Genomic DNA, 23,772 nt, shown 5'->3' on the forward strand with positions numbered 1-23,772 from the left:
TGAACCAGGGCGCCCAAATCGTGGAGTTCGTCAACGCCGTCCTCGACGCCGTCATCGCCATCGCCAACGGCGGCTCCGCAAGCGTCCCCAAAATGGTCGAGACCGCCCTCGCCGCCAGCGTCCCGCTGCTGATCGGCTTCCTCGCCTCCCTCCTCGGCATCGGCTCCCTCGCCAACAAAGTCAAATCCGTCTTCCACGCCGTCGCCAAACCCGTCAACCGCGCCATCGACAAAATCGTCACCTTCATCACCAAAAAAGGCAAAGCCCTCTGGAACAAACTCAAAGGCAAGGGGAAGGACGGTGACTCGAAACCTGGAAGAGGGAAATCCGAAAAAGCGATAGCGGATGCCGATCGAGTTCTTACTCAACATCCCACACGTGAGTCAGCAAATCGAAAAATTGCCGCCATAGGGCGCAGATATGCAACACCTCTGAGGCTCGTTGTCGACAGCCATCAGCCTCAAGGTGATCAAGTTCACGTACAAACCGCGCGCACCCCGATCCGCTCACTTGCCGGGTTGGATCCGGCAAAGCTGGATGAACTGTCTGCGCTGCAGCAAGAATTCATCGGCCTGGTCGTCACCTACGGCGGTAATGAGGGAAGGGCCAGGAAGGTCTGTGATCTGAAGACGGAGGGGAGGAATGCGGCCGGTGCTGCGCAACTGGACGACTTCATCCGGGACATGAGGAAACGGGCGGTAAAGGCGGTCAGGGATGGTGGTCAATATCCGAATAACGTGAAAGATGATATGCGGCGGGCGGCGCTCGCGTATGCGCTCAAACGGAACGGGATAAAGGGATCGCCTACTGAATTTACGAACCATCTTGAATACTTCGAGTCACACTTCAAGGAAATGTATGAAGCGGAGCGCCTCAAGCAGCAGCGCGAGATAGACGAGGGGGTTCGCAAGCAGCCCAATAAGAAGGAGGCGGCGCTTGCGGCCGCCGCCGCTCTCGGTGGTGACACCAGTGCCGTGACCAGCCGTCTGTACCGTGAGCGTGCCCAGGTTCGCGCCCAAGGGGGCGGAGGGGTTACGGCCGGCGCCAAGCTTTCGGACGAAAAGCTGGTGGCCCGCATTCAAGCAAAGGCTCACCTGGTTACCTTCTCAACCCCGACTGCCGCTGCCTATCATGCGCGAAAGCATGGTGCTGAGGTGCCTCTGAGTGAGCGCGGCGGACGACAGTCTGTTGTGGCTTGGTATCATCATGCCGCTCGGCAGGTGATTTCTCAGGATGCGAATCCGGAAGTGAATGCCGTAGGAGGGGGAACGCGGCAGGTGTTATTCAATCAAGATGTCGTCGATTCGGCTGGGGACAGTATTACGCTTACCGCCATGGTCTTTGCTCGCCATGATGGAAAAGTAGTTATGGCTACCTTCGGCTCATTCTTGAAAAGGTAATTAATCTGATGGCATGGATCAACCTTGGCGAACGTGGCGGATCAGAATATGTGGAATCCTTCCTGAGTGCGCTTGAAAGAATTGGTGGCGATTCGCTCGATGACAAGGAGGCGGAGGGGGTTCTTTTTGAATCGATGAAACTTCTCACTGGTCTGGCGATTTGCTTGAACAGAGAGCCGGATGCGGTGTGGGTCGCTGAAGAAATGCCCAGGCTCAGGCAGGGGGTGCGCGCCATCTTTACTCACCGCAAGACATTGCTGTACAAGTATCTGATCAGTATCGAGCCCCTGCTTTGGGGGGCGACGCAGGATGATTGGTATCAGGCATGCATTCGCCGCAGCGCGATCCAGGTGTTCATCGATGAAATCGATCAGGATGTCGATCATGCGATTCTCAACCGCGACTTCGTCGACGAATGTGACGATGAGTTTCGCGAAGCCGCATCAGATGCAGAACAACTCCCTCCCTCTGCCATCCCTGACATCTCGCTGACGCATTGGTGGTGGACAGCCCCGGGGAAGGCCGGCTGAGGGTGGTTGTTCGATGCTGCTGATCAGGAATCTCGTCTGACGGTGCGAACGGTCACCCGTGTGTGCCCCGTACGTCTTCACGGAGGTGCGGAGGGCCCGCCCCGCCCCGGTCGGGGCCGTCCCTCCGCACCCCGCCGGTCACTCCGCCCCGTGGCACTCCCGATAGGCCCGTCCCGAGCCGCACCAGCAGGGTGCGCTGCGGGCCGGGGGCCAGGGGGTGGCCCGGCCGCGGGCGGCGAGGGTGGTGGCGTACTGGGGGAGGAGGTCCGGGTCGGCCGGGGACGCGGCCTCCGAGGCGGCGAAGGCCTCGTACGACGGGACCGTGCCCGTCACGATGCCGAGGTTCGGCGTGCCGGCCTGATGGAGGTCGCGGAGTGCCGCCTCCAAGCGGGCCAGGTGGTCGGCGTGGGAGGGGTACTCGCTGCGCAGGGCCGGGTACGCGGCGAGGAGTTCGTCGAATTCGGTGGCCGGCCAGTGCAGCACCGCCACCGGGAACGGGCGGGACAGCGCGGTGCGGTAGGTGCCCAGTTCGGCGCGGAGGCGGGTGATCTCGGCCTGGAGTTCGCCCGGGTCCGAGGAGCCCAGCGCCCACAGGCGTTTCGGGTCGTGCAACTCGTCCAGCGGGACGGCCGCCGTGTGGACGGCGTCGGCCAGCCCGTCCCAGACGTCGTGCTCGGCCCCGAGCAGCCTGCGCACACGGTGGCGGCCGATCAGCAACGAGTGCGTGGCGTACGGGATCTCCTCGCCCGGCGTCAGGAAGAGCGTCAGCGCGGCCGTGAAGCAGTCGTGGGCCGCGTCCAGCTCGTCGTGCGATTCGAGGGTCTCGGCCGCGATCTCCCAGGGCGCCGGGTCGAGCGGGCCCGCGGCGCGGATGCCGTCGATGATCGCGCGGGCCTCGGCCTCGTGGCCGTACTCCCACAGGTTGGCCGCGTTGAGGGCCTTGACCAGGTGCGGGTGGTCGAGGCCGGGGGAGCCGAGCAGGTCGTCGTAGAGCGTGGTGGCGCGGGCGCGGTCCCCGGCGAGCTCCAGATGGGCCGCGGCCCGGAGGAGCAGCGGCTCACGGTCCTCGGGGTACTGCGCCGCGGTGCGCAGCAGGCGCTCGGCTTCGGTGGTGTGGTCAGCGGGCGTGTCGGGACGCATGGACCACACCGTACTGCTGTACGGCACCTGGGCGGGGTGTTGCTTCAGCCCGGAGCGTGCGGGGGGCTGCTCCCGCCCCGGAGTGTGTGGTGGGTTGCTCGGGGCCCGGGGAGCGCCGGGGGTTGCTCCGGCCCGGAGCGTGCGGGGGTGCCCGGGCCCTGGAGAGTTACGGGACATGGCCCTATCGTGCGGGCCGTGCGGGAGCGGATACCGGTCGTGGGGCAGCGGAACGTGCGAAGGCGGCGGTTCGCCGCGCGCGGGTTGTGGACGGGGGCCGAGGCGGTGGTGACCCTCGGCGTCGTCCTGTTGTTGCTCGTTGTTCATCAGCTGTGGTGGACCAACCGGCAGGCCCGGGCCACGGCCGAGCACCAGGTGCGGGCCCTTCAGCGCGAGTGGGGTGAGCCGCAGGGGCAGCAGCCGGAGGAGTCACCGGGGCCGGAGGACGGCGGCGGGTCCGGCCAGGCGGCTTCCGGCGGGCGTCCGTCCGGGACGGCCGGGACGTCCGGGACGGACGGGAGCCGTACCGCGTCCCCGGCGCCCCGCTGGGACCAGGCGTACGCCGTCCTCCGCATCCCCCGGCTCGGGCTCACCGCCCCCGTCGCCCAGGGCATCAGCAAGCGTGGCGTCCTCGACAAGGGGTACGTCGGGCACTACCCGCGCACCGCGCAGCCCGGCCAGGTGGGGAACTTCGCGCTCGCCGGGCACCGCAACACGCACGGAGAGCCCTTCCGGTACATCAACCGGCTGCGGCGCGGGGACCGGATCGCTGTCGATACCCGCGACGCCGTGTACACGTACACCGTGGACCGGATGCTCGGGCAGACCGGCGCCGACGACAGCGGTGTCATCGCGGCCGTCCCGCGCAGCAATGTGAAGCCGTACACGGGATACAGCGACGCCGGGTCCTATGTGACGCTCACTACGTGCACGCCCGAATTCACCTCCCGTTACCGGCTTGTCGTGTGGGGGAAGCTGACGGGTGTCCGGGCCCGGTAGCGGTCCGCACTAAGGTTCCCTGTCGTGTTCAGACGACGTCCGCAGTTGTTGTGGTTGCTGGTCCCCTACGTGCTCTACCTGGGGGTGCTGCCGCTCGTGAACCGGGTCGATCCCGTGATTCTCGGGCTGCCGTTCCTCTTCGTGTGGCTGCTCGGGGCGACCCTGCTGACTCCCGTCGCCGTATGGCTGACCCGGCGCGGGGACCGGCGGTGAACGCCGCGGTCGCGACCTCCGTCTTCGGGGCCTTCATGGTCGTCACCGTCGCCCTCGGCCTGTTCGCGACGCGCGGGCGGCGCAGAGGCCGCGGCGAGGGCGGCGGGCTCGCGGAGTGGTCGGTGGGCGGGCGCAGTCTCGGGACCGTGTTCATCTGGGTGCTGATGGCGGGCGAGGGCTACACCAGCTTCAGCTATCTGGGGGCCGCGGGATGGGGCTACAACTACGGGGCGCCCGTGCTCTACGTGGTGGCGTACATGTCCTGCGGCTACGCCCTCGGCTACGTCGTCGGGCCGATGCTCTGGGCGTACGCGCGCCGGCACGGGCTCGTCGGGATCACCGACATAGTGGCGCACCGGTACGGACGGCCCTGGCTCGGCGCGCTCGTCGCCGTACTGGCGACCGTCTTCCTGCTGCCGTACATCCAGCTCCAGATCACCGGCATGGGGGTGGTCGTGTCGACCATCTCCTACGGCACGATCAGCCTGAACTGGGCCTACTTCATGGCCTTCGCCGTCACCACCGGCTTCGTCGTGGTGAGCGGGCTGCGCGGCAGCGCGTGGGTGTCCGTGCTCAAGGACATCCTCGTGATCGCCACGCTCGGCTTTCTCGCCCTCTACGTACCGTTCCACTACTTCGACGGATACGGGCCCTTCCTCGACCGGCTCGCCACCGAGAAGAGGGAGTGGCTGACCTTCCCCGGGCACGGGGACAGCGGCCTCGGGCAGGCGTGGTTCATCACCACCTCGTTCCTCAACTCCCTCACCGTGGTGATCTTCCCGACGACTGTCGCCGGCTACCTCGGCGCCAAGAACGCCGACGTACTGCGCCGCAACGCCATGTGGCTGCCCGCCTACAACGTGCTGCTCTTCGTGCCGATGCTCCTCGGCATGGCGGCCCTCTTCGTCGTGCCGGGGCTCGTCGGCGCCGAGTCCAACCTGGCCCTCTTCACCCTCGTCGTCGACTCCCTGCCGGCCTGGGCGGTCGGTGTCATCGGTGTGGCGGCGGCGCTGTCGTCGATCGTGCCGATGGCCGTCTTCATGCTGGTCATCGGCACGATGTGGGGGCGCAGCGTGCTGTCGCTCGTGCCGCGGTGGGAGCGGCGGCAGAAGGGCGCCGCGCAGACCGTCGTGGTGGCCGCGGGAGTGATCGCGCTGGTGCTCACGTACACCGCGCCGAACACGCTCGTACGGCTCTCCCTCATCTCGTACGAGGGGATGGCGCAGCTGCTCCCCATGGTTCTGCTGGGTCTGGTGTGGCGGCGGCTGACCCTGCTCGGGGCGATGAGCGGGCTGGTCGTCGGGGTGGGTGCGGTGTGCGGGTTCGTGTTCACGGAGAACGATCCGGTGTGGGGGATGAACGCGGGCATCGTGGCCCTCGGCGCCAACCTCGTCGTCGCGCTTGCCGTGACGTACGCGCTTCCGCGCGAGCGCGACGACCGGCCGGACAGCGAGGTGCTCGCCCGCGACGAGATCGAGCCTGCGATCGGGTCTGCGATCGAGCCTTTGACCGGGCCTTTGACCGGGCCTTCGACCGGGCCTTCGACCGGGCCTGCGACCGGACCTGCGAACGGGACTCCGTATGACGACGCTGCCGCTGACCGGTCCTGAGCGCGAGCGAACAGGTGTGTCGGACCCATCGTGTATAACGGCTGAAGAGCCGATCGCACACCTGCGCGCACGGCGTGGGTGTGCGAAACCAGCCGACAGGCTGTGACGGGGAAGAAGGGAGGGGCCCGATGAGCAGCGACGCGAACCGTCTGCGCGGTGGTCTCGCCCGGTTGCTCCGCCCCGCTGGGCTGCTGCTCTTCCTCGTCACCGAAGTGCTCCTCGCCGACGGCGGCAGTCTCTCCGCCGCCGTCGCGCTCGCCGCCACGGCGGCCGTCGGCTCCGCGCTCGCCGCCGCCTCGCTCATCAGCGCCCGCTGCGCCTCTCCCGTGCCCCGCACCCGGGTCCGTACGGCCATGCGCGACCGGGAGAAACGCACCGCGTTCCTGCCGCAGCGGGATCCGGACGCCAAGGGGCGCAGACGCCCCCGAGCCCCCGGCCGCGTCCTTCCGACGGCCGCGTAGGGGCGCACTCGCGCAGGAGCGGCAGGAGACAACTCCTGCACCTCCCCTGCACCTCCCCTCGTGGTTCGTCATGCCGAGTCCGTACTTCTTCCCGGCACGACGAGACCCCCGGAGGGCTCACCCATGTCCGTCTTCATGTCCGCATTCGCCGGCTTGGTCGGCGCCCTGGCCGATGCGTTGCACCCGCTCTTCCAGACCGCGTCCGCCGCCGCCGCGATCGTGCTCTTCACGGCGCTCGTGCGGCTCGCCGTCCACCCCCTGTCGCGGGCCGCGGCGCGCGGGCAGAAGGCCCGCACCCGACTCCAGCCACAGATCGCCGAACTGCGCAAGAAGCACGCCAAGAACCCCGAGCGCATGCAGAAGGCGCTCATGGAACTGCACAAGGAAGAGAAGGTCTCACCGCTCTCGGGCTGCCTGCCCAGCCTGCTCCAGATGCCCGCCTTCTTCCTCCTCTACCACCTCTTCTCCAGTCGGCAGATCGGCGGCGACCCCAACGAGCTGCTCGGCCACCAGCTCTTCGACGCCCCGCTCGGCGAGCGCTGGCACGACGCTCTCGCGCACGGCGGTCCGTTCGGGGCGCACGGCATGGTCTACCTCGCCCTGTTCGCGATCGTCGCCGCCGTCGCCACCTTCAACTTCCGGCGTACGAAGCGGCAGATGGCCGCCCAGCCCGTCGCGCCGACCACCGGCCCGGACGGGCAGCCGGTCCCGGGCATGGGCGCGATGACGAAGCTGATGCCCCTGATGTCCTTCGCGACCCTCTTCACCGTGGCCGTCGTACCGCTCGCCGCCGCGCTCTACGTCGTCACGAGCACCACCTGGACCGCGATCGAGCGCGCCGTCCTCTACCGCGACCTGCCGGCCGCAGGTGCCGCCATGGCCACCACCGCGTGAGCGCGGCGGTGGGCGCAGGGTCCAGTGCGTGAACAGGGTCTTGCAGATTCATCGGATGTCTTGGACGATCAGGTGAGCCTGCGATGGCTGCCACCCATCCGACGGGCCAGATCTCGACCAAGGGGAGAAAGACCGTTGAAGCTGCTTCGTGTGGGTACGGCCGGCGCGGAACGACCCGCGCTGCTGGACGAGGACGGAACGCTGCGTGACCTGTCGGGTGTCGTCACCGACATCGACAGCGCGCTGCTCGCCGACGAGTCCGCGCTCGCCCGGCTGCGGGCCGCCGCGGCCGCGCCGGGTGAGCTGCCGGAGCTCGACGCCGAGGCGCTGCGGGTCGGGCCGCCGCTCGCCCGGATCGGCAAGATCGTGTGCATCGGGCTGAACTACCACGACCACGCCACCGAGACCGGTGCGGAGATTCCCGCCGAGCCGATCCTGTTCTTCAAGGCGCCGGACACCGTCGTCGGGCCCGATGACACGGTGCTGGTGCCGCGCGGCAGCGTCAAGACCGACTGGGAGGTCGAGCTCGCGGTCGTCATCGGGCGCACCGCCCGTTACCTGGACTCGGCCGAGGAGGGGCTCGCGCACGTCGCCGGGTACGCGACGGCGCACGACGTCTCCGAGCGCGCGTTCCAGATCGAGCGCGGCGGCACCTGGGACAAGGGCAAGAACTGCGAGACGTTCAACCCGCTGGGGCCGTGGCTGGTGACGGCGGACGAGATCGCCGATCCCCAGGCGCTGCCGATGAAGCTCTGGGTCAACGGTGAGCTGAAGCAGGACGGTACGACCGCCGACCAGATCTTCCCGGTGGGTGAGGTGGTCCGCTACCTCAGCCACTTCATGACGCTGTACCCGGGCGATGTGATCAACACCGGGACGCCGGCCGGGGTCGCCCTGGGACAGCCCGAGCCCAAGCCGTATCTGAGGGCCGGAGACGTCGTGGAGCTGGAGATCGAGGGGCTGGGGCGGCAGCGGCAGGAGCTGAAGGGCGCGTAGCAGGCGGAGCCACCCCGTCGGCGGACCTGATCCGGCCGTCCGCAGAGGTCGGAGGGGTGAGGTGGAGGGGGTGGGGTGCTGTGGCGCCTCGCCCCTCTTGCGTTCCTCACCCCTCTTGCGTTCCTCACCCCTTCCGCGTCCCTCATGCCTCCCGCATCCCGCATCCCCCATCCCCCATCCCTCGTGTCATGCGCCGATCGTCGTCGCGAACTGTTCCAGCGCCTCGACCACCAGGGCGTGGTCCTCCGCCTGGGGCAGGCCCGAGACCGTCACCGAGCCGATGACGCCCGCGCCCTCGACGGCGATCGGGAACGAACCGCCGTGTGCGGCGTAGGTGTCCGGGTCCAGGCGCGAGGAGTCGTCGAACGTCGTCCCCTTGGCCCGGAAGCGGGATCCGACCAGGTACGAGCTCTCGCCGAACCGTTCCACGACCTTGCGCTTGCGGTTGATCCAGGCGTCGTTGTCCGCGCTCGATCCCGGCAGCGCGGCGTGGAACAGCTGCTGCGCGCCGCGGCGGATGTCGATCGCGACGGGGGCGTGCCGTTCCCGGGCCATCGCGACGAGGAGGCCGCCGAGCGCGTACGCGTCGTCGTAGCCGAAATGCGGCAGCGTCAGCCGGCGTTCCTGAGCGATGAGTTCGGAGATGGTCGGAGCGGTGGGATTCATGCGGTCTGCTCCTCGGTGTCGGTAGTGGGGGAGGTGGAGGCGGACGGGGCCGCGGCGGGCAGGGGCACGACGACGCCCTCACGGGCCGAGCGGCGCGCGGCCTCCAGCACGTCCAGGGTCGCGGCGGCCTGAAGGGCGGTCACTGGATTGTCGCCCTTTCCGCGCAGGGCTTCGGTGACCGCCGCGTAGTAGGCGGGATAGTCGCCCGGCAGTGTGCGGACCGGGGTGCCGCCGCCCGTCAGCGGGGACTCGCCCGAGCCGATCCGCCCCCACAGCTCCGTGGGCTCCTCGCCCCACGGCCGGTCCGCCGTCGGACGAGCGCCCGCGCGCAGGTCGGCCTCCTGCGGGTCGAGGCCGTACTTCACATAGCCGGCGATCGAGCCGAGCAGCCGGAACCGCGGGCCGAGCTGGGCCGTGGTGGCGCTGACGTGCAGATGCGAACGGACCCCGTTCGCGTGGGTGATCGCGAGGAACGTGTCGTCGTCCGCGGCGGCGCCGGGGCGGCGTACGTCGGACTCCGCGTACACCTGCGCCGCCGGCCCGAACAGGACGAGCGCCTGGTCGACGACATGACTGCCCAGGTCGTACAGCAGCCCGCCGATCTCCTGCGGGTCGCCCGACTCGCGCCAGCCGCCCTTCGGCTGCGGGCGCCACCGCTCGAAGCGGGACTCGAAGCGCTGCACATGGCCGAGCTCACCGTCCGCGACCAGGCGGGAGAGAGTGAGGAAGTCGTTGTCCCAGCGGCGGTTCTGGAAGACCGAGAGCAGCAGCCCGCGCTCCTCGGCGAGAGCGGCGAGCTGCCGTGCCTCGGCGGCCGTCCCGGCGATCGGCTTGTCCACGACGACCGGCAGGCCGGCCTCCAGTGCGGCGGTCGCGATCGGGACATGGGTCTTGTTCGGCGACGCGATCACGATCAGGTCGAGCTCGTCCGCGCGCCCCCAGAGCTCCTGCGGCGACGCGGCGAACCGCACGTCGGGGAACTCGGCGCGCGCCTGAGCCCGCCGCTCCTCGTCCGAGGTGACGATCGTGTCGAGGACGAGGCCCGCGGTCGCGGCGATCAGCGGGGCGTGGAAGACGGAACCCGCCAGGCCGTAGCCGACGAGTCCGACGCGCAGGGGATTTCCGGGCAGCCCCGGCGTCTCGTGAGTCACGTTGCCAGTCATGTGCGCCACTTAAGCAACGCTGTTGCCAAAGCGCAAGCGACAGGGACAATGGGAGTGTGAACAGGAGTAACAGCGGCGCGAACCTGCCGACGCTGCGCAGCCACAACGCAGCGCTGGTGCTGGATCTGCTCAGGGCGGCGGGCGAGCGCGGCATCAGCAGACTCGAACTCGCCGAGCGCACGGGGCTCACGCCGCAGGCCGTCAGCAAGATCACCGCACGGCTGCGGGCCGAGGGCCTGGCGACCGAGGCGGGCCGGCTCGCCTCCACCGGAGGCAAGCCGCGCACCGTCCTGCGGCTGGTGCCGGACGCCGGGCACGCGGTCGGTATGCACCTGGACCGCGACGAGCTGACGGTGGTCCTCGTCGATCTGGCCGGCGAGGTCGTCGCCGACCGCGTCGAGCCGCTGGACTTCGGCGCCCCGGCGGACGAGGTGATCGCGGCGGCGGCGCACGCGGTCGCGGCGGTCCGGGGTGAGGACGCCCGGGTGCGGGACGAGGGCGGGCGGCCCGGGGATCTGCCGGTGCTCGGTGTCGGGGTGGCGGTGCCGGGGCCGCTCGACCACCAGGGCGGGGTGCTGCACCGCGTCACCGGGTTTCCGCAGTGGGACGGCTATCCGTTGCGGGACGTGCTCGCCGCGAGGACGGGGCTGCCCGTCGTCGTCGACAAGGACACCAATGCCGCCGCCCTGGGGTTCGCCCTGCGCGCGGGGGGTGCGGACGACTTCGCGTACCTGCACCTCGGGACCGGACTCGGTGCCGGGCTGGTGCTCGGCGGGCGGCTGCATCGCGGGGCCCGCACCGGGGCCGGTGAGTTCGGGCACCAGACCGTCCAGCTCGACGGGCCGGTGTGCGGCTGCGGGGGACGCGGCTGCATCGAGGCGCTCTGCCTCGCTGCGGTCGCCCGGGGCGATGTCGCGGAGGCGGCACGCGTCCTGGGGGCCGGTGCCGCCAACCTCGTCGCGCTGCTCGACATCGACCGGGTGATGCTGGGCGGCCGTACCGTCGCCGCCGACCCCGACGCGTACGTACGAGGCGTCCGCGCCGTGATCGAGGAGCGCGCCCGGCTGGGCGGTACCGACGCGCCCGTGCCGGTCACCGCCGCAGGGGGAGGGGACCGGCCGGTCGCGGAGGGCGCCGCGCAACTGGTCCTGGCGCCGCTGTTCGGGCGGGTCGGCGGCACGGATGCCGAAGGTGGGGGTGCCTGACGCGTGGGTGTGTGAGGCGCGGATGCCGGACGTGGGGGTGCGTGAGGTGCGGTTGTCGGACGTGGGGGTGCGTGAGGTGCGGGAGCACGTCGGTCAGGAGCGGGAACGCGGACACGGACGGGGCCGGTCGAGGGGGCCGGTCGAGGGGGTCGTGTCCGCCGGGCGGGCGGCTCTGCGGCATGTCGGTGCCGGACGCCTCGCGCGCGCGTGGCAGCGTCACGGTGCCAGAACCCGGTGGACTCCGGCGCACGGGGAGAACCGGCCGTTCCGCGAACAGTGAAGGGTGTCCCCACATGCCCCCCACCCCGTCCCCGTCCGGCAGGCCGTCCCCTTCCTCTTCCCCATCCCCTTCCACCCCCGTGGCTGGTCCCGCCGCTTCCATCCCGACGGCGGACCCCACCTCCGTCCCGCTGTCCTCCGCCGCCTCCATCCCCGTATCCACTGCTCACGCGCGCCCTCCCGCGCCGGCCCCGCACTCGCTTCCCGGGCGGACGCGGCACGGTCTCGCGCTCCGGCTGGCGGCGGCGAGCGTGGTACCCGTCGTCCTCGGCGGCGCATCCGCCGCACCGGTGGCGGCCGCACCGTCGGCCACTCCGGTTTCGAAGTCGGACTCCAGCGCCGCCGACCAGCAGCCCACCTGCGGTGACCCGGAAGCGAGCGCGTTCCCGATCAACACCCGTATGCACGGCGGACCGGACACCTACGCATCCGGTGGCGGTTACGGAATCTGGTACCTGGACCTCACGAACACCACCACCGAGCCGTGCCGGGCCATCCACCCGGTGCTGGTCCTCACCGACGAGGACCGGAAGCTGACCTCCGACCAGATCCAGCTGGAGTTCTCCGATCCGGCCCGTCCCGACGAGGTGCACCGTGTCACCTGGGAGACCACGGATCAGGACGAACACATCGGTGTCTTCGGTGGCGACGGTGCCGAGGACACCTTCGAGGGCTTCACCGTTCCCGCAGGCCGTACCGTCACCGTCCAGGTCCGCATGGCCTTCACCTCGGACACCGGACCGGGCCGGATCACCGTCGGTGCCGCGATCGTCCAGCGGCAGCACGCGGCGGGCGGCGGGGCCGGTGGGGACGACGGTGCCTGGGTCGGCGAGTCCGGCCACTACCTCTTCGCGGTCGTCGAGGATGACCGGAACGACGAGAGCTACGAGAGTTACGAAAGCAACGAGGGTTACGAGAGCGATGAGGCGGCGGACACCGCGGACACCGACGTGACCGCAGACGCCGACGGGACGAAAGACGCCCCGGACGCCGACACGAGGAAGGACGCGCCGGACGCCGACAGGACGAAAGACGCCCCGGACGCCCACGCGAGGAAGGACGCGCCGGACGCCGACAGGGTCAAGGAAACCGGCGAGGCGACCGGAAAGGCTCCCGGCAACGCGACCGGCGAGGCGACCGGAAAGGCCGACGCCCCCCGCCGCGAGGCGTCGCCCGGCGTCGCCCGGCCCGACGGTGCCCGGCCGAGCGCCACCGCCCCTGCCACTGCCCCCGCTCGCACGGGTGACGCCTCGCGACCGGTCGGGCCGCCCGACCGCACCCCGCCGCGGAATGCCCGCCCCGGCCTTCCCGAGCTGGCCGCGACCGGCTCGGCTCCCGGTCAGGCCGCCCTCGGCGTCACCGTCGCCGGGCTCCTGATCGGTGGGGGTGCCCTGGTGGTCCGGTCGCGTCGTCCGCGTAGCCACCGCGACTGAACCGCTCGTCCGAACCGCTCGTCCACGCGTGTTCATCTCCGTCTGCCACCATCGGGCCGTGGACTACCCGCACGACCAGACACCTGGCGCACCCATCCGTTCCGGCATTCCGGAGCACGGCCGTATCCCCAAGTACTACGCCGTCAAGGCTCATGTGTCCGTCCTCATAGACGAGTTGGGCGAGGGCGGCATGCTGCCCACCGAACGCGATCTCGCCGAGCGCTACGAGGTCTCGCGCGAGACGGTCCGCCAGGCACTGCGCGAACTCCTGCTGGAGGGGCGGCTCGCCCGCCAGGGGCGCGGCACCGTCGTCGCGGGCCCCAAGCTGGAGCAGCCGCTGTCGCTGGCGAGCTATACGGAGGGCGTACGCCGACAGGGCCGGACCCCGGGCCGTCACCTCATCGGCCTGGAGCGGTTCCCCTGCCCCGAGGCGCTGGCCGCCGACATCGGGGTGGGGCGCGGCGCACCGGTCTGGCACCTGGAGCGGGTGCTGCTCGCCGACGACGACCGGGTCGGCCTGGAGAGCACGTACGTCTCCGTCGCCCGCGTACCGGATCTGGACAGGGACTTCGATCCCGACTCGTCCTTCTACGCCTATCTCCGCGAGCGGCTCGGGATCTCCTTCGGCGATGCGGACGAGCGGATCGAGACCGTGCTCGCGACGCCGCGCGAGGCCCTGCTCATCGGTACCCCGCCCGCACTGCCCATGCTGCTGATCCACCGGATCTCGCGCGACACGGGCGGGGAGCCGCTGGAGCGTGTACGCACCCTCTTCCGAGGGGACAGGTTCTCCTTCACGGCGCACCTGGGCACCCGGAGCGGTGCCTGAACGGACGGGGCGGGTTCTGAACGGCCCCAGCGTGTCCTGAACGGACCGATACGCCGCAGACCGCAGACCGCAGACCGCGACCGAGCCCGCACACCGCAGACCGAGCCCGCACACCGCAGACCGCGACGGCGCCCGCACACCGCAGGTCACGCCCGCACACCGCACACCGCGCCCGCAGCCGCCGATCGACTCATTGTGATCACGAGAAGGTAACGGGTCTAGTCCAAGCTTGGGGTCCAGTTCACCCTCCCGTTGCCGTCCCGATCGGTACGGGTCACCGGCCCCGAGGAGCGTTGCCGTCGTGAGAGTCATCGTCGTAGGAGCCGGCGTGGTGGGAACCATGCACGCCTGGCACGCAGTGGACCGCGGCCACGAGGTCGTACAGATCGAGCGCGAGAGCGAGGCGCGCGGGGCATCGCTCCGCAATTTCGGACAGATTTGGGTCAGCGGCCGGGCCGGTGGTGAGGAGCTGGAGACCGCGCTGCGCGCCCGTGAGCTGTGGGAGCACATCGGGGCCCGGGTTCCCGGCCTCGGGTTCCGGCCCTGCGGCTCGCTCACCCCGCTCCGCACCGAGCTGGAGACCGCCGTCGCGGAGGCGGCCGTCGCCCGCCCCGACGCGGCGGCGCGCGGCTACAAGCTGCTCACCGCCGACGAGGCCCGTGCGGTCAACCCCGCGCTGCGCGGCGACTTCACCGCCGCCCTGTGGTGCGAACGGGATGCGGCGGTCGAGCCGCGCACCGCCCAGCTCCTTCTGAAGCAGGAGCTGTTGAAGTCCGGAAGGTACACGTACCTCGGCGGGCGTGAGGTGCGCGAGGTGGTGGGCAGCGCTTCCGTCCGCGACGACCACGGCGAGGTGCACACCGGTGACGCCGTGATCCTGGCCACCGGCGCCTGGCTCGGCGGACTCGTGCGCGAGCTGGCCGGCCCCGATCTTCCGGTGCGCCGCGTACGCCTCCAGATGATGCAGACCGACCCGCTGGGTGAGCCGCTCACCACCTCCGTCGCCGATGCCGACAGCTTCCGTTACTACCCGGCGTACCGGAGTGAGGCGCTGGACGCCCTCAACGCCCGGCAGGCGCAGGCGCCCACCGCGGCCGAGCACGGGATGCAGCTCCTGATGGTGCAGCGCCGCGACGGCGGACTGACCATCGGCGACACCCACGCGTACGAGCACCCCTTCGCCTTCGACACCGTCGAGGAGCCGTACGAACACCTCACCGGGGTCGTCGAGTCCTTCCTCGGCCGCCCGCTGCCGAGGATCCGCCACCGCTGGGCCGGGGTCTACGCCCAGTGCACCGACACCAGCCGGGTCGTCCACCGCCAGCAGGTGCGCGACGGCGTCTGGCTGGTCACCGGACCGGGCGGACGCGGCATGACCTGCTCGCCCGCCATTGCCGAAACGACCGCCGACGAACTGGACTGGTGACGAAGGTGACCACGCGCAACCCCCTGAACCTGATCGTGCTCGACATGGCCGGCACCACCGTCGCCGACGGCGGCCTCGTGGAGCAGGCCTTCTCCGCCGCGGCCGAACTGCTCGGCGTGGCGCCCGGATCCGCCGACCATGCGGAGAAGCTCGACTACGTACGCGCCACCATGGGCGAGTCCAAGATCTCCGTCTTCCGCCACCTCTTCGGTGACGAGGACCGGGCGCAGCGGGCCAACACCGCCTTCGAGAAGGCGTACGGCGAACTGGTCGACGGCGGCCGTGTCGCCCCGGTCCCCGGTGCCCGTGAGGCGATCGAGGAGCTGACGGCGGCCGGCCGCACCGTGGTCCTCACCACCGGCTTCGCGCGCGTCACCCAGGACGCGATCCTCGCCGCACTCGGCTGGCAGGACCTGGCCGACCTGACCCTGTGCCCCGCCGACGCGGGCGGGCGCGGGCGCCCCTACCCGGACATGGTCCTCGCCGCTTTCCTGCGGACCGGAGTGGTGGACGGGGTCCGGCAGACCGTGGTCGCCGGGGACACCTCGTACGACATGCTCAGCGGCGTACGCTCCGGGGCCGGGATCGTCGCGGGCGTGCTGACCGGCGCACACGACGCGGACCGGCTGACCAGCAGCGGGGCCACCCACATCCTGCCCTCGGTCGCCGAACTTCCGGACCTCGTCGCCCGGGCGGAAGCATGACGGGCGCAGGCACGACGGGCGGAAGCATGACGGGCGCAGGCGCGACAGGCGGAAGCGCGACAGGCGGAAGCAAGACAAGCGCAGGCGCGACGGGCGGGGCCACCGGCGGGATCCGCTTCGACGGGGTGAGCGTCGCGTACGGCGGGAACACCGTCCTCGACCGGCTCGATCTGACCGTCGGACCCGGCGAGGTCATGGCGTTGCTCGGGCCCTCCGGGTCCGGCAAGACCACCGCCCTGCGCGCCGTCGCCGGATTCGTCCAGCCCGTCTCGGGCCGGGTGTATCTCGGTGACCGCGACGTCACCGGGCTGCCGCCGCACAAACGCGGCATCGGCATGGTCGTCCAGCAGTACGCCCTCTTCCCGCACATGCGGGTCCAGGACAACGTCGCCTTCGGACTCAGGGCCCGGAAGGCGGCGAAGGCGCAGATCCCCGAGCGGGTCGCCGAAGCCCTCGAACTCGTCGGCATGGCCGCCTACGCCAAGCGCTTCCCCCGCGAACTCTCCGGCGGCCAGCAGCAGCGCGTCGCCATCGCCCGCGCGCTCGCGATCCGCCCCGGCGTGCTCCTGCTCGACGAACCCCTCTCCGCGCTCGACGCCCAGCTGCGCTCCGGAATGCTCGCCGAACTGGCCAGGCTGCACAGGGAGTTGCCGGACGTCTCCATCCTGTACGTCACCCACGACCAAGTCGAGGCGCTCACCCTCGCCGACCGGATCGCGGTCATGGACAAGGCGCGGCTGCAGGACTGCGGCACCCCGCAGGAGCTGTACCGACGTCCGCGCACGGAGTTCACCGCGTCGTTCGTCGGCAACGCGAATCTGCTGCCGGTCACGGTCGCCGACGGCCCCGACACCGTCGACTTCGCGGGGCGCGCACTCGGCGTACCGACCGGCGAAGCGGCCCGCGGAGCCACCGCCACCCTGTGCGTCCGGCCCCATCTGGTCGGGCTCGGCGACGGGCCCAACGCACTGAGCGGCACGGTCGCCGAGGTGCAGTGGCGGGGCTCCACGCACCGGCTGTACGTCGATGTCGACGGACACCGGGTCAAGGCCGACCTGCGCGAACTGCGGGAGGCACCGGCGCTCGGTGACGCGGTGACGGTGCACTTCGCGGCGCAGGACGCGGTACTCCTGACCGCGGGGGTGTCCGATGGTTAGCACCGGCGCGCAGGTCGCGTCGGGCGGCCCCGCAGCGGGCGTCGCGCCCACCCGGCCCCGAGCCCTCGACCCCGTCCGTACGGGGGAGACCCCGCCCGCCCCGGCGAAACGCCCGCCCGGCACGGCCCGTGTTCCCCGCTTCGTCTGGGCGCTGCCGCCCGTCGCCGTACTCGCACTCGTCTTCCTCTACCCGCTGGCCCTCGTCGTCCAGCAGTCCTTCCGGCCGGAGGAGGGCGGTACCTCGCTCGCCCCCTACGGTGACGTGTTCGCCTCCGAGTCGTTCCGGTCCGCGTTGACGACCACCGTCTGGCTGGCGGTCGGTGCGACGGTCGGATGCCTGGTGCTGGGCTTCGTGCTCGCCCTGATCATCGCGTTCGTGCCGTTCCCCGGAGGCAGGGCGGTCGCCGGGTTCATCGACGTCTTCCTCTCCTTCCCGTCGTTCCTGATCACGCTCGCCCTGCTGTTCATCTACGGCAACGCCGGCATGGCCAACGGCCTGTGGACGGACGTCACCGGGGCGTCGAGCGGGCCCTTCCACTTCCTCACCACGCCATGGGGTGTACTGCTCGCCGAGATCACGTACTTCACCCCGTTCGTGATGCGGCCACTGCTCGCCGCGTTCTCGCAGCTCGACACCGCGCAGCTGGAGGTGGCGTCCTCACTGGGCGCGAAACCGGCCCGGATCGTGCGGCAGGTGATCCTTCCCGAGGCGCTGCCCGCGCTCGCCACCGGCGGCAGCCTCGTCCTCGTGATGTGTCTCAACGAGTTCGGCATCGTGCTGTTCACCGGTGCGAAAGGGGTCACGACCCTGCCGATGCTCGTCTACAGCAAGGCGATCCTGGAGTCCGACTACCCGGCCGCCTGCGTCGTCGCCGTGGTCAACATCGCGATCTCCGTGGGTCTCTACAGCCTGTATCGGATGGTGAGCCGCCGTGTTGGTGCATAGCCGTACGGGGAAGTGGGCCACCTGGGCCGTGTTCTTCGTGCTCTTCGTCCCGCTGTTCGCGGTGCCGCTGCTGGTCATCCTCGCCGCGTCCTTCGCCACCCACTGGTCCGGGGCCTTCCCCTCCGGGCCGACCACCGAGCACTACGCAGCCGCGACCGGCGGTGACTTTCTCCAGGCCCTGACCACCAGCCTGATCACCGCGGTGACCGCCAGTCTGCTCGCCCTCACCATCGGCTCCTGGGCCGCGCTCGCCGCCGCCTCGCTGCGCAGGCGCGGCAGGAGATTCCTCGACGCGCTGTTCATGCTGCCGGTCGCCGTGCCGTCCGTCGTCGTCGGACTCGCCGTGCTCGTCGCCTTCAGCAAGCCGCCGATGCTGCTCAACGGGACGCGCTGGATCGTGATCCTGGCGCACACGATTCTTGTCACCGCGTTCGCCTACTCGTCGGTTTCGGCGGCGGCAGTACGTCTCGACCCGATGTACGAGCAGGCGGCGGCCAGCCTCGGGGCCCGGCCCGGTTACGTCCTGTGGCGCGTCAAGCTGCCGCTCCTGCTGCCGTCCCTCACCGCGGCCGCGGGGCTCTGCTTCGCCCTGTCCATGGGCGAGTTGAGCGCCACGATGATGCTCTACCCGCCGGACTGGACACCGCTCCCGGTGCAGATCTTCGCGGCCACCGACCGCGGCTCACTGTTCACCGGAGCGGCCGTCGCCGTGGTCCTGATGGGAACGACGCTGCTCGTGCTGCTCGGCGTCTCCCGTATCCGCACCAGGGCCTCGTACCGCTGAGCCCTCGACCTAGTCGACCCCACTGACCTAGTCGACCCCACTGACCTCGTCGACCCCACTGACCCCATCGACCCGTCGCCCCCATCGACACCACCGACCTCGTCGACACCACCGACCTCGTCGATTCATGGATCCATCGATCCGTGGATCGGCCGATACCCGCCCCGTACTGACTCCGGCCGGCTTCCGGCCGACATCCAGGAGAGACGACTGCCATGCGCAAGAACCACCTCAGGACCGCAGCCGCGGCCACCGGCTGCCTCGCCCTCGCCGCCGCCCTCGCCGCCTGCGGCGGCTCCTCGGCCGCCTCCGACGAGAAGGTCGTCACCGTCTACAGCGCCGACGGGCTCAAGGGCGAGAACGGCGAAGGCTGGTACGACAAGGTCTTCAAGGACTTCGAGAAGCAGACCGGTATCAAGGTGAAGTACGTGGAGGGCGGCTCCGGTGAGATGGTGCAGCGCGCCGTCCGCGAGAAGTCCAACACCCAGGCCGACGTGCTGGTCACCCTGCCGCCCTTCATCCAGCAGGCAGGCAGCAAGGGTCTCCTGGCGGCGTACGCGCCGGCCGGCTCCGACAAGGTCGACAGCGCGGACAAGGCGTCCGACTCCACGTGGACCTCCGTCGTCAACAACTACTTCGGCTTCATCCACAACAAGAAGGAGCTGAAGCCGGCGCCCACCACCTGGGAGGAGCTGCTCGACGGAAAGTTCAAGAACAAGATCCAGTACTCCACCCCCGGGGTCGCCGGTGACGGCACGGCCGTACTGATCAAGGCCATGCACGACTTCGGCGGCAAGGAACCGGCGATGGAGTACCTGAAGAAGCTCCAGGCCAACAACGTCGGGCCGTCCGCCTCCACCGGCAAGCTCGCGCCCAAGGTCGACAAGGGCGAACTGCTCGCCGCCAACGGCGACGTCCAGATGAACTACGCACAGTCCAAGGACATGCCGAACCTCGGCATCTGGTTCCCCGCGAAGGAGGGCGGCAAGCCCACCACCTTTGCCCTGCCGTACGCGGCCGGCCTGGTCGACAAGGCCCCGCACAGCGCCAACGGCAAGAAGCTGCTCGACTTCATGCTGTCCGAGCAGGCCCAGAAGGACGTCAGCGCGGTCGGCGGCGGCTTCGCGGCCCGCAAGGACGTCGAGGCCACCGACGCCAACGCCACCGAGCTCGCCCGGCTGATGGACGGCGTGGAGGTCTTCGAGCCCGACTGGTCGGACATCGGCACCCACCTGAACACGTACGTCGACGCCTGGAAGTCGGCCACCGGCAGCTGACCGCCGACAGGAGACACCGCCGCGGGGCGGGGGCCGCGCGCAGTGCGCGCGGAGCGCGTGCGGGTCAGACCAGCTCCACGAGATCAGCGATGGAGTCCACGATCCGGGTGGGCCGGAACGGGTACCGCTCGACGTCGCCCGGCCGGGTCAGCCCGGTCAGCACCAGGAACGTTTCCATCCCCGCCTCAAGGCCCGCCAGGACATCCGTGTCCATCCGGTCCCCGATCATGGCCGAGGACTCCGAATGCGCGCCGATGTTGTTCAGCCCCGTGCGCATCATGAGCGGATTCGGCTTGCCCACGAAGTACGGGTCCTTGCCCGTGGCCTTCGTGATCAGAGCAGCCACGGAACCGGTGGCAGGCAGATCTCCCTCGGGCGAGGGACCGGTGCTGTCCGGGTTGGTGGCGATGAAGCGCGCCCCCTTGTTGATCAGCCGAATGGCCTTCGTCAGCGCCTCGAACGAATAGGTTCGGGTTTCGCCCAGGATCACGAAGTCGGGGTCGATGTCCGTGAGGATGTACCCGGCGTCGTGCAGGGCCGTGGTCAGCCCGGCCTCTCCGATCACGTAGGCCGTGCCTCCGGGGTGCTGGTTCTCCAGGAACGTGGCCGTTGCCAGCGCCGAAGTCCAGATGTTCTCGGCGGGCACGTCCAAGCCGATGCGGCCCAGCCGGGCCGACAGGTCCCGAGGTGTGTAGATCGAGTTGTTCGTGAGGACCAGGAACGGCCGCCCCGACTCCCGCAGGCGCTTGATGAAGGCGTCGGCTCCGGGCACCGGGATCCCCTCGTGCATCAGGACGCCGTCCATGTCCGTGAGCCAGGATTCGATGGGCTTGCGCTGGGTCATGGGACAGTCTCCTGCGGGTGCGCGGTATCGACGCTGCGATCATCCCATAGGCGGCAGAAGGCCCTCCGGCCCACCAGGAATGGCCCCCCTCCCACGGACAGGGGTGGGCCGGGCGGTCCGGAGGCGGGGGTACGGCCGGTCCGGAGGCGGGGGCCGGCCGGTCCAGGAGGTGGGGGTGCGGACGGTTCTGATCCTCCGCCGGGCTCACCACGATGGCCGACACCGGCAGATCCCCCTTCGGGCCGTCCGGGGGAGGGTTCCGGGCGGTCCCGGACGGCTTGCCCCCTGCGCTGCTGCGGATGCGGAATGCCCGGGCAGGCGTGAACCTTCCCTCAGGAGGTTTACGATGCGTTCCATATCGCTCACGTTCTGTGCCGCCGCGGTCGTCGCGGCGGTTCTGGTGCCGGCTCCCGCCGCACCGGCCGACACCGGCTCCGGCACCGGTACAGGCTCCGGCACCACATCCGAGTCCGACCGGACGGGCTCGGGCTCCCGCACCACACTCTCGGTGACCCCGCCCTCCGCCGCCCCGGGCGGCGACGTGGCCCTGCGGCTGGACGCCTGTGGGGGCAAGGAGGCGACGGGCACCTCCGACGCCTTCGTCTCCGAGGCGCGCTTCACGGCCGCCACGGACGGGGGTCTCGTCGCGAACGCCCGGATCGGCTCGGACACCACCCCCGGCGACTACGACGTCCGGATCGTCTGCGCGGACGACAAGGGCACCAAGGTGTCCGGCACGGTCACTGTGGCCGCCCGCGACCAGGCCACGCCACTCGCCCCGGTCCGCGCCGGAGGCGGCGCCACCGCCGTCGTCAACGAGCGGGAAGCCCGTCAGGAGGGCCCCGGTGCCGTGCACGCGGTGATCGGTCTGGCCCTGGCCGCCGTCGCGGCCGTCTCCGTCGCGTTCCGCACCGCGCGCCGTCGCCGCCCGGTCGGAGACTGACGTGTCCGACCCCGACCGCCCCGAAGGCCACGGCCGGCTGCTCACCGGAGTCGCCTGGGCCGTCCTGCTGACGGGGCTGTGGCTCTGGGGCCGCGACATCGCTGACGGTTCCGGTGCCGGTTCCGCGCCGACCACCGGCGACATCGCGGCCGTCGGGCGCCCGCTCGGTGTCCCGCTCCCCCCGCCGCACGACCCGATCGAGGGCTCCGCGCCGGAACGGGTCGAGATCCCGTCGATCAGCATTGCGGCGCCCGTGGTCGCCCGCGGCCTGGACACGGACGGGGCCATCGAACCGCCCTCGTTCGACATGCCCCAGACCATCGGCTGGTACGGCAACGGCGCCGAGCCCGGCGCGGAGGGCCCCGCTCTCTTCGTCGGCCACGTCGACACCGAGACCGCACCCGCCGTCTTCTACGGGCTGAGCGCGGTCCGCCCCGGCGCCGAGGTCGAGGTGACCCGCGCGGACGGCACGGTCGCCGAATTCGTCATCGACGACGTCCAGGTCCTCACCCGGGAACGCTTCAACGCGGACAAGGCGTACGGGCCCCGCCAGAAGGGTCGCGCGGAACTCCGGCTGATCACCTGCGGCGGCACCTACGACCGGTCCTCGCGCTCGTACGACGCGAATGTGGTGGTCTCGGCCTACCTGACCGGCGAGAAGTCCGGCGAGAAGTCCGGCGAGTAGCCCGGGGAGAAGTCCTCTGGGTGTCCGGCGAGTTGTCCGGTGGGCAGTCCAGGAGGAGTCCGGCGAGCGGTCCGGGGGAAGCGGCGGCATCTGCGAGGGGGCATCCGGCCCGGTCGGCAGCCCTCGTCACTCGGGGGCGCCGACCGGGCCGGCCCTCGACCGCGGTGGGCGGGCTGCGGGAGTAGCCGGCGCCGACACGGGAGGCCAGGGAGCGATCCCTTCCCGACACTGTAGGCCGGTGAACTGCCCTGGCCCAGAGCATTTCTGACGTACCGTCGATAGCCGGGTGTGGCGCCGCCGGCGGCCGGGCGTACCGGACCTGGCCGGACGGCGTCGCCGAGGGCATCGGCGACCGGCGCGCCACGGTGATCCTGGAACCGGACGCGCTGCTTGCACATCGTCGACGGGTGCACGCCGCAGGAGTTCTGCGAAGAGGGACGTCCAGGAAGTCCCCGTGGCCGTTCGTGACTTTGTAGTCCGGTGACGAACGTGTCGTAGTTGCCGTGCTTGGTCCTCGCGCGGTGTGCGCCCTCGGCCCGGTTCCCGTGCGCGACGCCCTTGCGGGAGAAGTGGTGCACCCCGAGCCGGGTGCAGACCTCCTTCACCGCCGGGTCGTCGCCCTCGTCGAGCAGCCAGACGTGCAGCGTCCCGCGGTGCCGGACGCGGACCGCGGCTTCGAGGGCCCTCGTCACCCTCTCCAGGGGCTCCTCGCCCGGGACGAACGAGGTGAGGAAGGCGACCCGGGCGCCGGTCTCGGGGACGCCCGGGACGGGATCCCGGGCGACCGGCGTCGTGTGTGCGTTCGACAGGACGTTCACGGTGCGGAAGAGCTCGATCAGGCCGATCGGCACTGGGAGCGGGCCGGGTCAGTGGCCCGGCGAGCCGGCTGTGGTGCTCGTAGTCGTATCGGGGCAGCGCCCGCTCCGGACGGTGCCCCGTTCCCCGGTCGTCGGCTGGACGGGTATCCGGAGCCGAGCGGTCCGGGGAGGGGCGTCGTTCTGCTGCCGGGCGCCCGTCGGCGTCGACCTCATGGGTCATCCCCCTGCACGCATGGTCAGTACGTGACTGGTCGGTCGTCTCCGCCGCGGCGATTCCCCGTCGGTCGCCGCGGACGACATCGATGGCGGGCGGCCGTCCGCTCAGACACGGAACGGTGCCCTTCCGGCTGTCTGATGCCGCCCGGGCATCTGT

22 protein-coding genes and 3 pseudogenes are annotated in these 23,772 nt (G+C 70.5%); 20 read left to right on the top strand and 5 right to left on the bottom strand.

What is annotated here, in order from left to right; translation table 11 throughout:
- Nucleotides 1-1,400, top strand: a pseudogene (locus ACFVUT_RS10080) (hypothetical protein); the annotation flags it as partial.
- An 8-nt stretch (nucleotides 1,401-1,408) separates the two neighbouring features.
- On the top strand, nucleotides 1,409-1,930 hold the full coding sequence (locus ACFVUT_RS10085; RefSeq protein WP_389644870.1) for a hypothetical protein: 522 nt from the start codon (nucleotides 1,409-1,411) through the stop codon (nucleotides 1,928-1,930).
- Nucleotides 1,931-2,068: 138 nt separating this feature from the next.
- On the opposite strand, the gene ACFVUT_RS10090 is transcribed toward ACFVUT_RS10085, so the two are convergent.
- Nucleotides 2,069-3,070, bottom strand: coding sequence for an SEC-C metal-binding domain-containing protein (locus tag ACFVUT_RS10090; RefSeq protein ID WP_389644873.1), 1,002 nt, complete (start codon nucleotides 3,068-3,070; stop codon nucleotides 2,069-2,071).
- Between the two features lie 195 nt (nucleotides 3,071-3,265).
- On the opposite strand from ACFVUT_RS10090, the gene ACFVUT_RS10095 reads away from it, so the two are divergent.
- The 6 genes from ACFVUT_RS10095 (at nucleotide 3,266) to ACFVUT_RS10120 (ending at nucleotide 8,240) form a co-directional block, all read left to right on the top strand.
- Nucleotides 3,266-4,066, top strand: a complete 801-nt coding sequence (locus ACFVUT_RS10095; protein ID WP_389644876.1) for a class E sortase — start codon at nucleotides 3,266-3,268, stop codon at nucleotides 4,064-4,066.
- A gap of 54 nt (nucleotides 4,067-4,120) precedes the next feature.
- Nucleotides 4,121-4,279 (top strand): DUF3311 domain-containing protein, encoded by a 159-nt coding sequence (locus ACFVUT_RS10100; protein ID WP_326770038.1) that lies wholly within the window; start codon nucleotides 4,121-4,123, stop codon nucleotides 4,277-4,279.
- Nucleotides 4,276-5,889: a sodium:solute symporter gene (locus ACFVUT_RS10105; RefSeq protein WP_389645740.1), complete on the top strand. Its 1,614-nt coding sequence runs from the start codon at nucleotides 4,276-4,278 to the stop codon at nucleotides 5,887-5,889. The genes ACFVUT_RS10100 and ACFVUT_RS10105 overlap by 4 nt, the downstream gene beginning before the upstream one ends.
- A gap of 128 nt (nucleotides 5,890-6,017) precedes the next feature.
- Nucleotides 6,018-6,350 (top strand): DUF6412 domain-containing protein, encoded by a 333-nt coding sequence (locus ACFVUT_RS10110; protein WP_389644878.1) that lies wholly within the window; start codon nucleotides 6,018-6,020, stop codon nucleotides 6,348-6,350.
- Nucleotides 6,351-6,473: 123 nt separating this feature from the next.
- The gene (locus ACFVUT_RS10115; protein WP_389644879.1) at nucleotides 6,474-7,244 is read left to right on the top strand and encodes a YidC/Oxa1 family membrane protein insertase; all 771 of its coding nucleotides are present in this window, start codon (nucleotides 6,474-6,476) and stop codon (nucleotides 7,242-7,244) included.
- Between the two features lie 135 nt (nucleotides 7,245-7,379).
- Nucleotides 7,380-8,240 carry a fumarylacetoacetate hydrolase family protein gene (locus ACFVUT_RS10120; protein WP_389644881.1) on the top strand — a complete coding sequence of 287 codons (861 nt, stop codon included), beginning with the start codon at nucleotides 7,380-7,382 and terminating at the stop codon, nucleotides 8,238-8,240.
- Nucleotides 8,241-8,426: 186 nt separating this feature from the next.
- Here ACFVUT_RS10120 and ACFVUT_RS10125 read toward each other — a convergent pair whose 3' ends face one another.
- Both ACFVUT_RS10125 and ACFVUT_RS10130 read right to left on the bottom strand, forming a co-directional pair.
- Nucleotides 8,427-8,906: a heme-degrading domain-containing protein gene (locus tag ACFVUT_RS10125; RefSeq protein ID WP_389644882.1), complete on the bottom strand. Its 480-nt coding sequence runs from the start codon at nucleotides 8,904-8,906 to the stop codon at nucleotides 8,427-8,429.
- Complete coding sequence (locus tag ACFVUT_RS10130; protein WP_389644883.1) at nucleotides 8,903-10,069, bottom strand: Gfo/Idh/MocA family oxidoreductase; 1,167 nt, start codon at nucleotides 10,067-10,069, stop codon at nucleotides 8,903-8,905. Before ACFVUT_RS10130 ends, ACFVUT_RS10125 begins: the two co-directional genes overlap by 4 nt.
- 56 nt (nucleotides 10,070-10,125) lie before the next feature.
- Between ACFVUT_RS10130 and ACFVUT_RS10135 the strand changes: the two genes are divergently transcribed.
- The 9 genes from ACFVUT_RS10135 to ACFVUT_RS10175 all read left to right on the top strand — a co-directional run bounded on the left by ACFVUT_RS10135 (nucleotide 10,126) and on the right by ACFVUT_RS10175 (nucleotide 20,109).
- Complete coding sequence (locus ACFVUT_RS10135) at nucleotides 10,126-11,274, top strand: ROK family protein (protein ID WP_389644885.1); 1,149 nt, start codon at nucleotides 10,126-10,128, stop codon at nucleotides 11,272-11,274.
- Between the two features lie 530 nt (nucleotides 11,275-11,804).
- Nucleotides 11,805-12,986: a hypothetical protein gene (locus tag ACFVUT_RS10140; RefSeq protein WP_389644887.1), complete on the top strand. Its 1,182-nt coding sequence runs from the start codon at nucleotides 11,805-11,807 to the stop codon at nucleotides 12,984-12,986.
- Nucleotides 12,987-13,044: 58 nt separating this feature from the next.
- Nucleotides 13,045-13,815: a GntR family transcriptional regulator gene (locus ACFVUT_RS10145; RefSeq protein ID WP_389644889.1), complete on the top strand. Its 771-nt coding sequence runs from the start codon at nucleotides 13,045-13,047 to the stop codon at nucleotides 13,813-13,815.
- Nucleotides 13,816-14,116: 301 nt separating this feature from the next.
- Nucleotides 14,117-15,241: a TIGR03364 family FAD-dependent oxidoreductase gene (locus tag ACFVUT_RS10150; RefSeq protein ID WP_389644891.1), complete on the top strand. Its 1,125-nt coding sequence runs from the start codon at nucleotides 14,117-14,119 to the stop codon at nucleotides 15,239-15,241.
- Nucleotides 15,238-15,945: a phosphonatase-like hydrolase gene (locus ACFVUT_RS10155; protein WP_389644893.1), complete on the top strand. Its 708-nt coding sequence runs from the start codon at nucleotides 15,238-15,240 to the stop codon at nucleotides 15,943-15,945. Before ACFVUT_RS10150 ends, ACFVUT_RS10155 begins: the two co-directional genes overlap by 4 nt.
- A gap of 26 nt (nucleotides 15,946-15,971) precedes the next feature.
- Nucleotides 15,972-17,102, top strand: coding sequence for an ABC transporter ATP-binding protein (locus tag ACFVUT_RS10160; RefSeq protein WP_389644896.1), 1,131 nt, complete (start codon nucleotides 15,972-15,974; stop codon nucleotides 17,100-17,102).
- Entirely contained in the window at nucleotides 17,095-18,048 is a 954-nt protein-coding gene (locus ACFVUT_RS10165) for a 2-aminoethylphosphonate ABC transporter permease subunit (RefSeq protein ID WP_389644899.1), read from the top strand. Before ACFVUT_RS10160 ends, ACFVUT_RS10165 begins: the two co-directional genes overlap by 8 nt.
- A complete protein-coding gene (locus tag ACFVUT_RS10170) occupies nucleotides 18,035-18,832 on the top strand; it encodes an ABC transporter permease (protein WP_389644902.1) in 798 nt (265 codons plus the stop codon). Before ACFVUT_RS10165 ends, ACFVUT_RS10170 begins: the two co-directional genes overlap by 14 nt.
- A 215-nt stretch (nucleotides 18,833-19,047) precedes the next feature.
- Nucleotides 19,048-20,109: a 2-aminoethylphosphonate ABC transporter substrate-binding protein gene (locus ACFVUT_RS10175; protein ID WP_389644906.1), complete on the top strand. Its 1,062-nt coding sequence runs from the start codon at nucleotides 19,048-19,050 to the stop codon at nucleotides 20,107-20,109.
- A 64-nt stretch (nucleotides 20,110-20,173) separates the two neighbouring features.
- Here ACFVUT_RS10175 and ACFVUT_RS10180 read toward each other — a convergent pair whose 3' ends face one another.
- Entirely contained in the window at nucleotides 20,174-20,953 is a 780-nt protein-coding gene (locus tag ACFVUT_RS10180) for an HAD-IIA family hydrolase (RefSeq protein ID WP_389644908.1), read from the bottom strand.
- 346 nt (nucleotides 20,954-21,299) lie between these two features.
- Here ACFVUT_RS10180 and ACFVUT_RS10185 point away from each other — a divergent pair, with 346 nt between their 5' ends.
- The 3 genes and pseudogenes from ACFVUT_RS10185 to ACFVUT_RS10195 form a co-directional block, all read left to right on the top strand.
- Nucleotides 21,300-21,896 (top strand): hypothetical protein, encoded by a 597-nt coding sequence (locus tag ACFVUT_RS10185; RefSeq protein WP_389644911.1) that lies wholly within the window; start codon nucleotides 21,300-21,302, stop codon nucleotides 21,894-21,896.
- 1 nt (nucleotide 21,897) lies between these two features.
- Nucleotides 21,898-22,581: a class F sortase gene (locus ACFVUT_RS10190; protein WP_389644913.1), complete on the top strand. Its 684-nt coding sequence runs from the start codon at nucleotides 21,898-21,900 to the stop codon at nucleotides 22,579-22,581.
- Between the two features lie 290 nt (nucleotides 22,582-22,871).
- Nucleotides 22,872-23,016, top strand: a pseudogene (locus ACFVUT_RS10195) (endoglucanase); the annotation flags it as partial.
- A 47-nt stretch (nucleotides 23,017-23,063) separates the two neighbouring features.
- On the opposite strand, the pseudogene ACFVUT_RS10200 reads toward ACFVUT_RS10195, so the two are convergent.
- Nucleotides 23,064-23,612, bottom strand: a pseudogene (locus tag ACFVUT_RS10200) (hypothetical protein); the annotation flags it as partial.
- Nucleotides 23,613-23,772 lie beyond the last annotated feature (160 nt).

This window comes from Streptomyces sp. NPDC058051 (assembly GCF_042885475.1).
Lineage (GTDB): Bacteria > Actinomycetota > Actinomycetes > Streptomycetales > Streptomycetaceae > Streptomyces.

Coding starts and splice junctions, on each gene's coding strand:
- ACFVUT_RS10110 (WP_389644878.1), top strand. CDS start 6,018: ATGAGCAGCGACGCGAACCGTCTGCGCGGTGGTCTCGCCCGGTTGCTC.
- ACFVUT_RS10160 (WP_389644896.1), top strand. CDS start 15,972: ATGACGGGCGCAGGCGCGACAGGCGGAAGCGCGACAGGCGGAAGCAAG.
- ACFVUT_RS10180 (WP_389644908.1), bottom strand. CDS start 20,953: ATGACCCAGCGCAAGCCCATCGAATCCTGGCTCACGGACATGGACGGC.
- ACFVUT_RS10130 (WP_389644883.1), bottom strand. CDS start 10,069: ATGACTGGCAACGTGACTCACGAGACGCCGGGGCTGCCCGGAAATCCC.
- ACFVUT_RS10115 (WP_389644879.1), top strand. CDS start 6,474: ATGTCCGTCTTCATGTCCGCATTCGCCGGCTTGGTCGGCGCCCTGGCC.
- ACFVUT_RS10165 (WP_389644899.1), top strand. CDS start 17,095: ATGGTTAGCACCGGCGCGCAGGTCGCGTCGGGCGGCCCCGCAGCGGGC.
- ACFVUT_RS10175 (WP_389644906.1), top strand. CDS start 19,048: ATGCGCAAGAACCACCTCAGGACCGCAGCCGCGGCCACCGGCTGCCTC.
- ACFVUT_RS10090 (WP_389644873.1), bottom strand. CDS start 3,070: ATGCGTCCCGACACGCCCGCTGACCACACCACCGAAGCCGAGCGCCTG.
- ACFVUT_RS10085 (WP_389644870.1), top strand. CDS start 1,409: ATGGCATGGATCAACCTTGGCGAACGTGGCGGATCAGAATATGTGGAA.
- ACFVUT_RS10125 (WP_389644882.1), bottom strand. CDS start 8,906: ATGAATCCCACCGCTCCGACCATCTCCGAACTCATCGCTCAGGAACGC.
- ACFVUT_RS10185 (WP_389644911.1), top strand. CDS start 21,300: ATGCGTTCCATATCGCTCACGTTCTGTGCCGCCGCGGTCGTCGCGGCG.